Origin of the sequence: Parasphingomonas caseinilytica (assembly GCF_036663755.1) — a bacterium.
Taxonomy (GTDB): Bacteria; Pseudomonadota; Alphaproteobacteria; order Sphingomonadales; family Sphingomonadaceae; genus Sphingomonas.
Map to the genome: position 1 here is coordinate 87,805 of NZ_JAXOJL010000008.1, position 13,898 is coordinate 101,702.

The window sequence follows — 13,898 nt, forward strand, 5'->3', positions numbered from 1 at the left end:
TTCCATGACCCAGGCACGGCCATCGATGCGCAACGAAACCGGTTTGCGGCGCTTTCTCAATGGCCCGCTGCCATGGCTCGCCTATCTGCCGTTCTACGTGCTGCCGTGGCTGTGGGTGAAGCCGACGCGCACCGGCGTCATCGCCTCCGCGATCGGGCTGATCCTCTTCCTCCCGCTGTACCTGAGCCGAGCTTGGGTGACTGGCTGGGGATTGTTCGCCGCCGCCTGTCTGGTGATGGTTGTGGCCGTCGCGCTCGCGCCCTGGGGCGGCAATTGGACGGTGTTCGCGATCTATGCCGGGGCGATGGCCGGTGCCCTGCGCCCAAGCCGGTTTGCCGGATGGACGATCTTCACGTTCGCCGCCCTTACCGTCGTGGTCGGGCTGACGCTCTCGCACCCGTTGATCTGGTGGCTGCCCGGCGTCCTGCTGATCGGGACGACCGGGTTCGGCGTGATGTCGCGCGAGGCGGTGCTGGACCGGAACGACGCGCTGCTGGTGGCGCAGGAGGAGGTGCGGCGGCTGAGCCAGACGGCGGAGCGCGAGCGCATCACGCGCGACCTGCACGACGTGGTGGGGCGGACGTTGACGCTCGTCGCGCTGAAATCCGATATCGCCGCCCGCTTGGCGGCCGACGATCCGGGCGCGGCGGCCGAGGAGATGCGCAGCGTCGCCGGTGTCGCGCGCGAAGGGCTGGGGGAGTTGCGCGCGGCGCTGGCCGGTATGGCCGGGGGATCGCTCGCGCGGGAGGCCGAGGTGTCGCGCGGCGCGTTGGCGGCGGCGGGGGTGACGGCCGAGTTCGCCGGCGATCCGGACAGCGTGCCGCCGCAGGCCGGCGCGGTGCTGGCGATGACGCTGCGCGAGGCGGTGACCAACGTCATCCGCCACGCCGGCGCACGGCATTGCCGGATGGCGGTCTCGATCCTCGACGATATGGCGCGGCTGACCGTCGAGGATGACGGTCGCGGCGGATCGTTCACCGAGGGGACCGGTCTGGCGGGGATGCGGCAGCGGCTGACGGCGGCGGGCGGGAGCCTGATGCTCGAACACACGATGCCGGGCACCAGGCTTGCCGCATCCGTGCCCGCGGGTGCCGCATGATCCGGGTGGTCGTCGCCGAGGATCAGGCGCTGGTGCTCGGCGCGATCGCGACGTTGCTCGGATACGAGACCGATATCGAGGTCGTCGGGCGCGCGACGGATGGCGACGAGGCGCTGGACCTGGTGTGCAGGCTGCTGCCCGACATCCTGCTGTCCGATATCGAGATGCCGAAACGCTCCGGGATCGAGGTGGCGCAGGGCATAGCGGACGAAGGTCTGGCGACCCGCGTGGTGATCGTCACCACCTTCGGCCGGGCCGGGTATCTCCGGCGCGCGCAGACCGCCGGGGTGAAGGGCTATCTGCTCAAGGACAGCCCGGTCGAGCAACTGGCCGCCGCGATCCGCACGGTCGCAGGCGGTGGCCGGGCGATCGCACCCGATCTCGCCGCGACCGCCTGGGAAGGGGACGATCCGCTGACCGAGCGCGAGAGGGTGTCGCTCAGGCTCGCGGAGGAGGGGCTGTCCAACAAAGAGATCGGGCGCAGGCTGTCGCTCTCGCCGGGCACCGTGCGCAATTATCTGTCCGAAGCGGCCGCCAAGATCGGGGCCAACAACCGGGTCGAGGCCAGCCGTATCGCGAGGGAGAAGGGCTGGCTCTGACGGCTCTCAACGCCGCGGCCATGCGGCAAGCGCGGTCGCTACGATCGCTCGCAGCGTCGCCCGCGATGCCCCGTCGCGCGCCAGCACCGACATCCCCTGCGCAACCGCCATGACCAACCCCGCCAGCGCGGCGGCATCCGTGGCGGTCGCAAGTTTGCCATCCGCCATGTCCCGCGCGATCCGTGCTTCGAGGCTGGCCGCCATCGATCGCCGGATGTCCGCGATCGCCTCCTGCACATCGCAGGACGCGGCCGAACCGCTGGCGGTCGCGCTGGCGAGGAGGCAACCCCGGGGGGTCGTGTCGCCGGTATAGGCGATCGCGGCGCCGTTCAGCAGCATGCTTGCCGCGTCATAAGCACTGGCCGCGCCATCGATCTCCCGCGACATCTCCCCGGGGTCTCCGGCATAGAGGCGTACCGCTTCGAGGAACAACCGCTTCTTGTCGCCGAATGCGCCGTACAGACTGGGCGCCGTCACCCCCATCGCGGTGGTGAGATCGACGATGGACGTGGTTTCATAGCCGTGTCGCCAGAAGGCCAGCATCGCCTGTTCGAGTGCGGCATCGCGGTCGAACGACAAGGGGCGGCCAGATTTGCGGCGGTGCGTCTCGACAGCTTCGGACGATTTCATAATGATCACTCTGAAATCAATTGACTCGGTGCGAACCCGATAGCATGACTTTCGTATCGAACGCTAGGAAAGTAGCCTCATGTCCCTCACCGACTTCCGCACGCTGGGCCGTTCCGGCCTCGTCGTCAGCCCGCTTGCGCTGGGGACCATGACCTTCGGGCCGGGCGCATGGGGTGCCGACGAGGCGACATCGCGGGCGATCTTCGATGCCTATCGCGCGGCCGGCGGCAATTTCGTCGACACCGCCGACATCTATTCGGGCGGCGACAGCGAGCGCCTGGTGGGCCGGTTCATCGCCGACAGCGGCACCCGCGACGAGATCGTGCTGGCGACCAAGTTCGCGTTCAACGGCTCGGCCAGCCCGCTGAGCGCCGCGCAGGCCGGGCGCGGCAACCCCAATGCCGGCGGGGCGGGGGCGAAGAACATCCACCGCGCGCTCGACGCTTCGCTGAAGCGGCTCGGCACCGACTATATCGATCTCTACTGGATGCATATCTGGGACGGCGTGACCCCGGTCGACGAGATCGTCCAGACGCTCGGCGATCTCGTCCGCGCGGGGAAGATCCGCTATTACGGCCTGTCGGACATGCCCGCCTGGCTGGCGATGAAGGCGGCGACGATCGCCACCGAACGCCGCGTGCCCGGGCCGATCGCGCTGCAACTCGAATATTCGCTGGTCGCCCGCGACGTGGAGGCCGAGCACTTCCCGGCGGCACACGAGGGCGCGATGGGCATCATGCCTTGGAGCCCGCTCGCCGGCGGCTTCCTGACCGGAAAATATGCGCGCGGAAATACCGCCGATACCGGGCGGCTGAGCGGCGCGAACCCGTTCGGCGACAGCAAGTTCGTCGATCGCAACTGGGACATTCTCGACGTGCTGCAGGCGGTCGCGAGCGAACTCGATCGGCCGGCGGCGCAGGTTGCGCTGGCGTGGACGCTGGCGCGCCCGGGTGTCGCCTCGACGCTGATCGGCGCGAGCAAGGTGTCGCAGCTGGACAGCAACATCGCCGCCACCGACATCCGCCTTTCCGAAGACCAGATGGCACGGCTCGATACCGCCAGCGCGCCGGCACCGGGATTCAGCGCGTCGCTGGCGCAACCGTTCATCCGCCGCATGATCTTCGGCGGAAACGATGTGGCCGGCTGGGGAGAGTGACCCGGCCGCCGACCGGCGCCTTCTGATCGATCAGTCCAACAGCAGCGTCATGCCGGGATCGCCCTTCGCCATCGCCGCGCGGTAGGCCGGCCGATCGGCGATCCGCCGCAGATATGTCAGGATCGCGGGGTAGGGCGACAGATCGAACGGAGCGAAATAGCGCATCGTCGTCAGCGTGAAGACCATCATGATATCGGCCGCGGTCAGATCGTCGCCTGCCAGGAACGGGTTGCCGGCCAGCCGTTCCTCGATCGACCCGAGCGCCAGGCGAATGCGGGCTGTCGTGGCGAGAATCATCCGGTTATCGTCGGCGACCGAGGCAAGGGTCAGCACCATGCGACGGCCAAGGGCCGGTTGCAGCGTGCCGTTGACGAAATGGAACCAGTACAGGAAATCGGCATAGCCCGGCGCGTCCGGTCCCATAGCGAGGCGACCGCCGCCATGCCGGGCGATGACGTATTCGACGATCGCGGCCGATTCCGCGAGCACGACGTCGCCATCGGTGATGACCGGGGCTGCGCCGAGCGCGTGCAGCGCCCTGTAGTCGGCGGGCGCGAGCATCGTGCGGCCATCCCGTTCGTAGCGCTTCAGGTCATAGGGAATGCCGAGCTCTTCGCAGAGCCAGACGATCCGCTCGGATTGCGATTTGCCGAGGTGATGGATGGTCAGCACGATAGTCTCCCGTCCGGACAGGCGTCAGTCGGCGACGTCGATCGCTTCCGTCGCGATGATTTCGGGTCGGGCGGCCGCGAAGCCGCGCGCGGCCTGGCCGAACGCCTTGAAATGGTCGGATGCCATGTGCGCCTTGATGGCATCGTCATCGGTATAGAGTTCGTTGAACACGAACCGGCGCTCGCCCTCGGTCTCGCGCCACAGATCGTAATGCAGCACGCCGGGTTCGGCACGCGATGCCGCGACGCAGATCCGGGCCGCCGCGATGAAGGTATCTTCCTCGCCCGGCTTGACGGTGATGAAGGCGACGATCTTGATGGTCATGACATGCTCCTGCGCTGCGCCGCCGATCTGCTCGCTTCGGCGCGCCGAGGCAAGGGGCGCAAATGGCCGAAGAACTTCAGAAAAACTCGTGCATCGGCGCGATCGACTGTTACGGCGGCTGGCCGACACCCAAGGGTTCAAGATGTCCGATCGCTTCACCGTCCTGCTGCAATATGCGTTGCCCAAACGGCATCTCACCCTTTTGGCCGGCCGGGTCGCGCGGGCGCGGGGCGGCGCGATGACGACGCGGCTGATCCGCTGGTTCGTCGCCAGATACAGCGTCGACATGAGCGAGGCCGCCGACCCGGACGTCGCCAGCTATGCCAGTTTCAACGACTTCTTCACGCGCCCGCTAAAGGTCGGCGCCCGCCCGTTGGCCCCGGCCGATTTCGTCTGCCCGGTGGATGGCGCGATCAGCCAGCTCGGCGCGATCGACGATCATCACATCGTGCAGGCCAAGGGTCATCGTTTCACCACCACCGAATTGATCGGTGGCGACGCCGCGCTGGCGGCCGAGTTCCGCCATGGCAGCTTCGCGAACCTCTATCTGTCGCCACGGGATTATCACCGCCTCCACATGCCGTGCGCGGGCAGGCTGAGGCGCATGATCTACATTCCCGGCAGCCTGTTCTCGGTGAACCCGGTCACCGCGCGCGGCGTGCCCAATCTATTCGCGCGGAACGAGCGCGTGGTATGCGTGTTCGACAGCCCGGACCACGGCCCGTTCGTGCTGGTGCTGGTCGGCGCGACCATCGTCGGGAGCATGGCCACCCCCTGGCACGGAATCGTCAATCCGGTGCGCAACGGTGCCGTGGCCGAATGGCGCTACGCCGACCGGGACATCGTTCTGGCACAGGGCGAGGAAATGGGCCGCTTCCTGCTCGGCTCGACGATCGTGATGCTGTTCCGGCCGGGCACGATCACTTTCGATGCGAGCTGGACGCCGGAGCGATTGGTGCAGCTTGGTGAGCGCATGGGCGAGCGCCCGGTATGAGCGATACCCCCAAGCCCTGGAATGCGGCGCTGGTCCGAACGTGGCTGGATCGCCGCGCCGCCGCGGCGAAACTGGATCAGGCGGCGGCGGACAGGCGCGGGTACGAGGCGCGCGACGATTATGATCTGGCGGCGGCGGAGGAATGGGTCTGCAGCGCGCTCAAGGGGGATTGGGCAGACGGGCAGGCCGTATTCGCCGCGCGAGTGAAGGCCCTGATCGGCATGGACGATTATCGCGCGACGGGGATCTACGACGACGTGCGTTTCGAACGCCACGTTCGCGGGCATCTGAGGCGGATCGCCAAGATGACCAAGACGAATGACGGCTTCGAGAAGACGTTGCGCTATCGGTGACTGTGGTCGCCGTCGGGCGAATCAGGCCGCGGCGTTCAGGGACCGCATGTCGATGACGAAGCGATATTTCACGTCACCCTTCAGCATGCGAGTGTAAGCGATCTCGATGTCGGCGATGGGAATCACTTCGACATCCGATGTCAGCCCATGTTCCAGGCAGAAATCGAGCATCTCCTGCGTTTCGGCGATACCGCCGATCAACGAGCCGGTAAGAATCCGCCGCTTGAAAGCCAGATTGCCGACATAGGGCGAGGGGTGGGGCGTCTCGGGGATGCCCACCAGCGTCATCGCCGCATCGCGTTTCAGCAATACGAGGAACTGGTCGAGATCGTGCGAGGCCGCGACGGTGTTGAGGATGAAGTCGAAGCTGTCGCCATGCTTGGCCATTTCGTCCTTGTCGCTGGAGACGATCAGATCCTTGGCACCGAGCCGCCTGGCGTCCTCGCGCTTGTTGGGCGACGTGCTGAAGACATAGACGTCGGCCCCCATCGCGGCGGCGATCTTCACGCCCATATGGCCGAGCCCGCCGAGACCGACCACGCCGACCTTCTGCCCCGGCCCGACCTTCCAGTGTCGCAGCGGCGAATAGGTTGTGATCCCCGCGCACAGCAACGGCGCGACGGCGGCGAGATCGCTTTCGGCATGGCCGATGTTCAGCACGAAATCCCGATCGACCACGATATGGTCCGAATAGCCGCCGAAGGTATGCCCGCCCAGCACCGGATCCGCACCGTTATAGGTGCCCACCATGCCGGTGGTTTCGCAATATTGCTCCTCGCCCTCGGTACAGGACGGGCACGAACCGCAACTGTCGACCATGCAGCCCACGCCGACGATATCGCCGATCAAGAATTTACCGGCCTCTTCCCCGATTGCGGTGACGCGCCCGACGATCTCATGGCCGGGAACGCAGGGATAGTGCGTGCTGCCCCATTCGCCACGCACCGTATGCAGATCGGAATGGCACACGCCGCAGAACAGGACATCGATCGCGACATCCTTCGGCTGAAGGTCGCGTCGCTCGAAACTGAACGGCGCAAGCGGCGCTTCGGCGGATTGCGTCGCATACCCGATTGCCGATGAGGTCATGTTGGGCTCCTTGGGTTCGAATGCGCTGTGCAGCCTCGCCGTGCCGGTATCGATCGAACATCTCCACAGCGGCAAATATCATTTGCATCACGGTCGATGACAAATTCGCACGTCGCTTGAGCCCGGCGAGAATAATCGCGACCATGGCCTATGATCCCGACCGATTCCCTGACCATGGCCAAAAGCGTGCTGCGCCGCGATCCGGCCCGTGCCTTGCGGCTGGCGGAGCAGGCGTATCGGCAACGGCCTTCGGACGAGGCCATGCTGCTGCTGGCGTCCGCCAGGCGTCGATGTGGCGATGGCGCGGGCGCGGTGGCGTTGCTCGGATCGTTGGCGACCAGGTTGCCCCGGGCTTGGGGCGTGCATTTCGAACATGGGCTGGCGCTGGGCGCTACGGGTAATGTGATGGACGCGATCGCGGCGCTGCGGCGCGCGATCGATCGCAACCCCCGGTCGTTGCTCGCCGCGCATGCCTTGCGCGATCTGGCGACGGTGGCCGGGGAGCGGCTGGCGGACGATCGGTTGAGCGCCGCGATGGCGGACCCTGCATTGCACACCGCTGTCGCCGCCGTGCTGCGAGGCGACGAGGCCGCGGGCGAACGGTTCGATCTGGATATCGGCGATATCGCTGGCGCGAATTTTGTTGCCGATATCTGCATGACGCTCGGGTTGCACGATGCGGTTGCCGGCCTGTTGGGCACGGCCCTCGTCAAGGCGCCGGCCTATCCGCCCGCGATCCTGCGTCATGCGGAAGCGCTGCATCGGTGCGGTGAGGATGCACAAGCGCTTATCGCCATCGATCGCTTCCTGCTGGCGTGCCCCGATCTCGTCGTGGCGCTCACCTTGCGCGCGGCGATCTTGATCGGCCTCGCGCGCGAGAACGAAGCCGTCGAAATGCTTGCCCGGGCGTCCCTGCTCGCGGGTGACGACGCGGGGGTGTGGCAAGGTTACGGTCACGCCTTGCGGGTCGTCGGTCGGCGGGACGAAGCGCTGGCCGCATATCGCAAGGCGATCCTGACCGACCCTTCCTTCGGAGAAGCCTATTGGAGCATGGCCGACCTGAAGACCGGCGCGCTTACCGCCGAAGAGGTCGCCGCCATGCATCGCCTGACGTCAAGTACTGGGATCGACGCGGCGGCGCGATCCTATATCCACTTCGCGCTGGGCCGTGCGTACGAGGATCGCGGCGACGCGGACACGGCCTTCGCGAATTACAGCGCCGCCAACGCCCTGCGCCGGCCGAGCGTGCCGTACGATGCTGATGCGCATGCCGACTTCATCCGTCGCACGATCGCGACGTTCGACGCGCAATTCCTTGCCGACCGTGCCGGTGCCGGCTTCTCCACGCCGAGCCCGATCTTCGTGCTCGGCATGCCGCGTTCCGGCTCCAGCCTGGTCGAGCAGATCCTCGCCTCCCACCCAGCGGTCGAAGGGGCGTCCGAGCTACCGGATCTCACCGCGATCGCCCGCGCGCTGGCCCGGGATATCGTCTATCCGGACGATCTCGCCCGATTGCCCGGCGATGCGTTCGCCCGGCTGGGCGCGGAGTATGTCGCGCGCACCAAAGCGCGCCGTCGCACCGATCGACCGCACTTCGTCGATAAGTTTCCCGGCAATTTCCTGCATATCGGTCTGATCCATCTGATGCTGCCGGAGGCGCGGATCATCGACGTGCGGCGCGATCCGCGCGATTGCTGCGTGTCGCTGTTTTCGCAGAGTTTTGCTGCCGGGCAGGGGTATAGCTACGATCTCGGCGATCTTGGTCTTTACTATAACGGCTACCTCGAATTGATGACGCATTTCGACACGGTGCTGCCCGGCCGGGTGCTGCGGATCGAGTATGAGACGCTGATCGACGATGCCGAGGGCGAGACGCGCCGTCTGCTCGATCATTGCGGGCTGGAATTCGATCCGGCCTGCCTGCGTTTCTTCGAAACGCCCCGCGCGGTTCGCACCGCCAGTTCCGAACAGGTCCGACGCCCGCTATATCGGGGCGCGATCGGACGCTGGCGGCAATTCGAGCCCTGGCTCGGGCCATTGTTCGAGGCAATCGCGCGTCGGAACGATGACGGCTTTCGGTCAGGCTGATGACAATATTGGATGGCTTCATCCGATTATAGTGTTTTTCGGTTTCGGTATTAGGGGTGACCTTGCCTCTGGGGGGCAGGGACCGGCCTTCGAAGACGCACAGTGCGCGCGAACCGATGGTCCCATGGCCACTTCACTGAGGGATTTTGGATGGGGGGCTATATGATGATACCGTTCGATGCCGATTCTGGAATGAAGGTCGTCGCCACGCGCCGCACGCGGTGGATGGTGTCCACCGCCATCCTGAGCGGCCTGTCCGCCCTTGCCCTGACGGGCCCGGCCGCCGCTCAGACCGCACCGCCACCGGTGCAGGCCGCCCCGTCCGATGCGGATTCGCAGCTCGGCGAGATCGTTGTCACCGCCAGCCGTTCCGGCGCGCAGGCGCTGCAGAACGTGCCGATCGCGATCGCCGTGGTGAACGTCGACCAGATCACCAAATCGGGCCAGGGCAACCTCGTCGATCTCGCCAAATTCACGCCGTCGCTGTCGATCACCGAAGGCGGGCCGGGCTTCAACAAATTCAATATGCGCGGCCTGTCTACCGGCACGTACAACACCTCGGATACGTCCGATCGCTCGCTCGTCGCGGTCTATCTCGATGATACGCCGATCTCGGTACAGGGCCAGACGCCCGACCTGAAGATCTACGATCTCGAGCGCGTCGAAATCCTGCGCGGGCCGCAGGGCACGTTGTTCGGTGCCGGATCGATGGCCGGCACGGTGCGCTTCGTCACCACCAAGCCCGATCTCAAGACCTTCTACGGCACGGCGGAAACCGGCGCGGCGACGACCGATCACGGCGAGGCGAGCTACAATGCGCGCGGCATGGTCAACCTGCCGATCGTCGCCGATACGCTGGCGCTCCGCGCCAATTTCTATGTCGGGCGCGATGGCGGCTTCATCGACAATATCGGCAAGCGCAACAAGGATAACGCCAACCGCAACAACACCTATCAGGGCCGCATCGCGTTGCGCTGGACGCCGAGCCCCGATTTGACCATCGACGGCAGCATCACGTACGAGCGCAGCATCGCGAACGGCCTGAATGCCGCATTCGACGGCCTGAAACCCTATACGATCCTGACGAACGGACCGGAGGGCACGGACGATCGCTTCCGCCTTTACACGCTGGGCGCGGATTACGACGCCGGCTTCGCCAATCTGATCGTGACCGGCGCCTATACCGATCGCGCGATCGGGTTCGACGCCAGCACCGAGCCGACGATCGGGTATTTCTTCCAGAATTACGGGGGATTGCCGACGCCCCAGGCCAATTCTTATCCGATCTTCAACGCACCGACGGCGTATAGCGACGCGCTGGCCCGCTCGTTGCCGGCCGAACTCTATCAGATCGACCAGAAGCTGAAGGACTACATGCTGGAAGCGAGGCTGACGTCCAAGCCGGGCGGCCCGGTCAGCTGGACGGTCGGCGCGTTCTACGAAAAGCAGGATCGCCACCTGCGTCAGGATATCCCGGTCGCGGGCTTCGATACCCTGTCGTACATGAACTATTTCTACGGCCCGTTCGCGACGCCCAACGGCAAATACGATTCGCAACTGGTCGACAAGGCGTTCCAGAAGGACGACATCTTTTCCGGCCTGCAGGACGTCAACGAACATCAGTTCGCCGCCTATGCCGACGGCACCTGGCATGCGACCAACAAGCTCGATCTGACGGCGGGCCTGCGTTATTTCAACTTCAAGGAAAAATATTACCTGTACGAAAGCGGCGTGTACGGCGTGGTCAATCACATCCCGCTCACCACGAACGCCCGGCTGAAATCGAACGGCGTCAATCCGCGCGCCAACGTGTCCTATCACGTCGACGACGATTTCATGATCTATGGCGAAGTGGCCAAGGGCTTCCGCTATGGCGGCGGCAACCAGCCGGTGCCGCTGGGATCGACCGGCATCGCCGGGCAATGCACCCAGAATCTCGCCGGTTACGGGTACACGGCCGCGCCGCTCACCTTCGGCCCCGACAAGATCTGGAACTATACGATCGGTGAAAAGGCCAAGCTCGCGGGTGGCCGCGTAACGCTCAACGCCAGTGCCTATTATATCAACTGGACCGATGTGCAGACCCGGTTGCGGCTCAATTGTTCGTACTTCTTCACCGACAACAAGGGCAAGATCACCAGCAAGGGGCTGGAGCTCGAAACGATGATCAAGGCCACGCCCGAGGTGACGCTGTCGCTCAGCGGTTCGTATAACGATTCGAAGGCTAAGGGGGATATTCCCACGGTTGGCGCGTTCGACGGCGATCGCACGCCCTATTACCCCAGGTTCACCGCCAACGCGCAGATCTTCTACGATCGTCCGATGGGGGCGGGCGCGCTGCACCTGCAGGCCGGCTATCAATACCAGTCGACCCAGAACACCACGTTCAACAATTTCACGACGACGCTGGTGAGCGGTAAACTGACCTCGACCGGGCCGAGCCAGACGTTTGCCGTGATCCCCGAATCGCACAATCTCAGCGCGGCGATCGCCTATGATATCGGGAAGTTCGAACTGGGCCTGTACGGCAACAATCTCGCCAACGGCGTCGGCGTGGTGAACATCGCCCGGGCGACCTATTATCAGGTCTATCAGGCGGGCAGCCGCGTGACCTATGCCCGTCCCCGCACGATCGGCGTGCGCGTGAAGGTGAAGTTCTGAAGCTTCAACCCCGGCGGATCGCTCCGCCGGGGTTGCCGCAGCAACGCTTGGTCAGTCCCTGAACACGACCGTCCGTGCACCATTGATCAGCACGCGCCCGTCGAGATGCAGCCCGACCGCGCGCGACAATACGCGGCGTTCGATATCGCGGCCCTTGCGCACCAGATCCTCGGGCGTGTCGGCATGGCTGATCCGCTCGACATCCTGTTCGATGATCGGCCCCTCGTCGAGATCGCTGGTGACGTAGTGCGCCGTCGCGCCGATCACCTTAACGCCGCGCGCATGCGCCTGATGATAGGGTTTCGCGCCTTTGAAACCGGGCAGGAAGCTGTGGTGGATGTTGATGCACCGCCCCGACAGCGCCGCCGCCAGTTCGTCCGACAGGATCTGCATATAGCGTGCGAGGATCACCAGATCGGCATCGCTCTCCTCGACCAGCGCGAGGATGCGCTGCTCCTGGTCGCGCTTCGTCTCGCGCGTGACGGGAAGGTGGTGGAACGGGATGTCGCCGAAATCGGGCTGGCCGAGCGCCTCGCGCGAATGGTTCGAAACCAGCCCGACCACGTCCATGTCGAGCTCGCCGATCCGCTGGCGATACAGCAGATCGACCAGGCAATGGTCGAATTTCGATACCAGGATCAGCACGCGCTGCCGGGTGCCGCAGGGCCGCAGCGTGATATCCATCGCATAGTCGGCGCCCAGAACGTCGAAGCCCGCGCGCAGATCGTCCGCGCGCGCATCGTCGGCCAGCACGAAGGCGGTGCGCAGGAAGAAGCGGTCGCTGTCGGGGTCGTTATACTGGCTCGATTCCGAGATATTGCCGCCGCACGCGAAGATATGCGCCGATACCGCGGCGACGACGCCGGGCCGGTCCGGGCAGGACAGGATCAGGATGTAATGCGGCACGGTGTCTCGATTCCTATTGAATTGCCGGGGCGCTGCTGGCCTGGCGGACGCGATCGTCGTCCGGGCCGTAGGTCCGCACGCTGGTGAGATAATGATAGGCGGCCCAGAATCCGGTCAGCGACAGGCCCATCAGCGCATAGCGTAGCGATTCGGTATTGTTGCCGAGCCGGATCGCCAGCATGTCGCTGGCCCAGCCGACGGCGGTCGGTGCGACGATCAGGTTCGCGACGTTGGCGGTCAGCAGGCTGATCGCCATGCCCTGCGCCCGCATCGTCGGCGGCAGGAAGTTGAGCAGCAGCGCCATGGTAGGGCCGACATACAGATACACCGCCGGCACCACGATCCACAGCATCGCGGTCGCGACGGACAGCGAATGCGTATGGAAGATTATGAAGGACGGTATCGTCGATGCGATCACGATGACGCCCAGGAAACGCGCGATGCGCTTGGCGTCCTGCATCTGCGGCAAGGCGAGCACGGCACCGGTCGCGATCGTCGCCGCCGTCCCGGCCCAGAAATAGATCGTGCCCAACCGCGCGCCGGCGTCTGCGGTCGACAGGCCGTAGGCGCGCTCCAGGAACGTCTGGGTCCAGAACAGCATGCCCCATCCCCACAGGCAGATGATCGTGCCGGCGGCATTGATGTGCCAGGCCGATCGCTGCGTCCACAGGAAGCGGCAGGTTTCGGTGAAGGTGGCGGGGCGGGCGACATTTTCGGTCACCATTTCGAACCTTCCCCGGACGGGTTCGCGCACCGTCAAAAGGATGATGAGGCCGAAGATCACCCCCGGCACGCCGAGCGCGATGAACGCCGCGCGCCAGCTGTGGAAATGTTCGACGATCGCACCGGCCACGCTCGACCCCAGCCATGCGCCGAGCGGCAGGCCGAGCGCGTAGATGGTCAGCGCAAAGGCGCGGCGACCGCGCGGGAAATTGTCGGCGATGATCGAGGTGGAGGGCGGCGTGCCGCCCGCTTCGCCGATGCCGACGCCGATCCGCGCCAGCAGGAATTGCCAATAGTTTTGCGTGAAGCCGAGCAGGGCGGTCATCGCCGACCACAGGATCATCGCCCCGGCGACGATGTTGCGCCGGTTGGAGCGATCCGCGATGCGCGCGATCGGCAGGCCCATGGTGATGTAGAAGAACGCGAGGGATACGCCGGTCAGCCACCCCACGCCCGAATCCGACAGGTTGAATTCGATGCGGATCGGTTCGAGGACGGTGGAGACGACGTAGCGGTCGGCGATGTTGACCGCGTACACCAGCCCCAGGATGAACACGACGTACCAACGCGCCGATGACAGCTTTGGCGAACCTTCGATCATCCC

13 protein-coding genes are annotated in these 13,898 nt (G+C 65.4%); 7 read left to right on the forward strand and 6 right to left on the reverse strand.

Annotation, left to right across the window (positions count from 1 at the left end):
* Positions 1-4 precede the first annotated feature (4 nt).
* The gene (locus U1738_RS16045; RefSeq protein WP_332790054.1) at positions 5-1,099 is read left to right on the forward strand and encodes a sensor histidine kinase; all 1,095 of its coding nucleotides are present in this window, start codon (positions 5-7) and stop codon (positions 1,097-1,099) included.
* On the forward strand, positions 1,096-1,698 hold the full coding sequence (locus U1738_RS16050; RefSeq protein ID WP_332790055.1) for a response regulator: 603 nt from the start codon (positions 1,096-1,098) through the stop codon (positions 1,696-1,698). Before U1738_RS16045 ends, U1738_RS16050 begins: the two co-directional genes overlap by 4 nt.
* Positions 1,699-1,704: 6 nt before the next feature.
* Here the strand turns inward: U1738_RS16050 and U1738_RS16055 are convergent, their stop codons facing one another.
* Complete coding sequence (locus U1738_RS16055; RefSeq protein ID WP_332790165.1) at positions 1,705-2,328, reverse strand: TetR/AcrR family transcriptional regulator; 624 nt, start codon at positions 2,326-2,328, stop codon at positions 1,705-1,707.
* A 79-nt stretch (positions 2,329-2,407) separates the two neighbouring features.
* Here U1738_RS16055 and U1738_RS16060 point away from each other — a divergent pair, with 79 nt between their 5' ends.
* The gene (locus U1738_RS16060; protein WP_332790056.1) at positions 2,408-3,484 is read left to right on the forward strand and encodes an aldo/keto reductase; all 1,077 of its coding nucleotides are present in this window, start codon (positions 2,408-2,410) and stop codon (positions 3,482-3,484) included.
* Positions 3,485-3,514: 30 nt separating this feature from the next.
* Here U1738_RS16060 and U1738_RS16065 read toward each other — a convergent pair whose 3' ends face one another.
* The gene (locus U1738_RS16065) at positions 3,515-4,156 is read right to left on the reverse strand and encodes a glutathione S-transferase family protein (protein ID WP_332790057.1); all 642 of its coding nucleotides are present in this window, start codon (positions 4,154-4,156) and stop codon (positions 3,515-3,517) included.
* Between the two features lie 24 nt (positions 4,157-4,180).
* The gene (locus tag U1738_RS16070; RefSeq protein ID WP_332790058.1) at positions 4,181-4,480 is read right to left on the reverse strand and encodes a putative quinol monooxygenase; all 300 of its coding nucleotides are present in this window, start codon (positions 4,478-4,480) and stop codon (positions 4,181-4,183) included.
* 142 nt (positions 4,481-4,622) lie between these two features.
* Between U1738_RS16070 and asd the strand changes: the two genes are divergently transcribed.
* Together asd and U1738_RS16080 are read left to right on the forward strand one after the other, a co-directional pair.
* On the forward strand, positions 4,623-5,474 hold the full coding sequence (gene asd / locus U1738_RS16075; RefSeq protein ID WP_332790059.1) for an archaetidylserine decarboxylase: 852 nt from the start codon (positions 4,623-4,625) through the stop codon (positions 5,472-5,474).
* Entirely contained in the window at positions 5,471-5,827 is a 357-nt protein-coding gene (locus U1738_RS16080; RefSeq protein WP_332790060.1) for a hypothetical protein, read from the forward strand. Before asd ends, U1738_RS16080 begins: the two co-directional genes overlap by 4 nt.
* Positions 5,828-5,848: 21 nt before the next feature.
* On the opposite strand, the gene U1738_RS16085 is transcribed toward U1738_RS16080, so the two are convergent.
* On the reverse strand, positions 5,849-6,916 hold the full coding sequence (locus U1738_RS16085) for an NAD(P)-dependent alcohol dehydrogenase (RefSeq protein ID WP_332790061.1): 1,068 nt from the start codon (positions 6,914-6,916) through the stop codon (positions 5,849-5,851).
* Positions 6,917-7,066: 150 nt separating this feature from the next.
* Here U1738_RS16085 and U1738_RS16090 point away from each other — a divergent pair, with 150 nt between their 5' ends.
* Positions 7,067-9,004 (forward strand): sulfotransferase, encoded by a 1,938-nt coding sequence (locus tag U1738_RS16090; protein ID WP_332790062.1) that lies wholly within the window; start codon positions 7,067-7,069, stop codon positions 9,002-9,004.
* Between the two features lie 162 nt (positions 9,005-9,166).
* Entirely contained in the window at positions 9,167-11,665 is a 2,499-nt protein-coding gene (locus U1738_RS16095) for a TonB-dependent receptor (RefSeq protein WP_332790063.1), read from the forward strand.
* 51 nt (positions 11,666-11,716) lie between these two features.
* Here U1738_RS16095 and purU read toward each other — a convergent pair whose 3' ends face one another.
* Both purU and U1738_RS16105 read right to left on the reverse strand, forming a co-directional pair.
* Positions 11,717-12,571, reverse strand: a complete 855-nt coding sequence (gene purU / locus U1738_RS16100) for a formyltetrahydrofolate deformylase (RefSeq protein ID WP_332790064.1) — start codon at positions 12,569-12,571, stop codon at positions 11,717-11,719.
* 13 nt (positions 12,572-12,584) lie between these two features.
* Entirely contained in the window at positions 12,585-13,895 is a 1,311-nt protein-coding gene (locus U1738_RS16105) for a spinster family MFS transporter (protein WP_332790065.1), read from the reverse strand.
* Positions 13,896-13,898 lie beyond the last annotated feature (3 nt).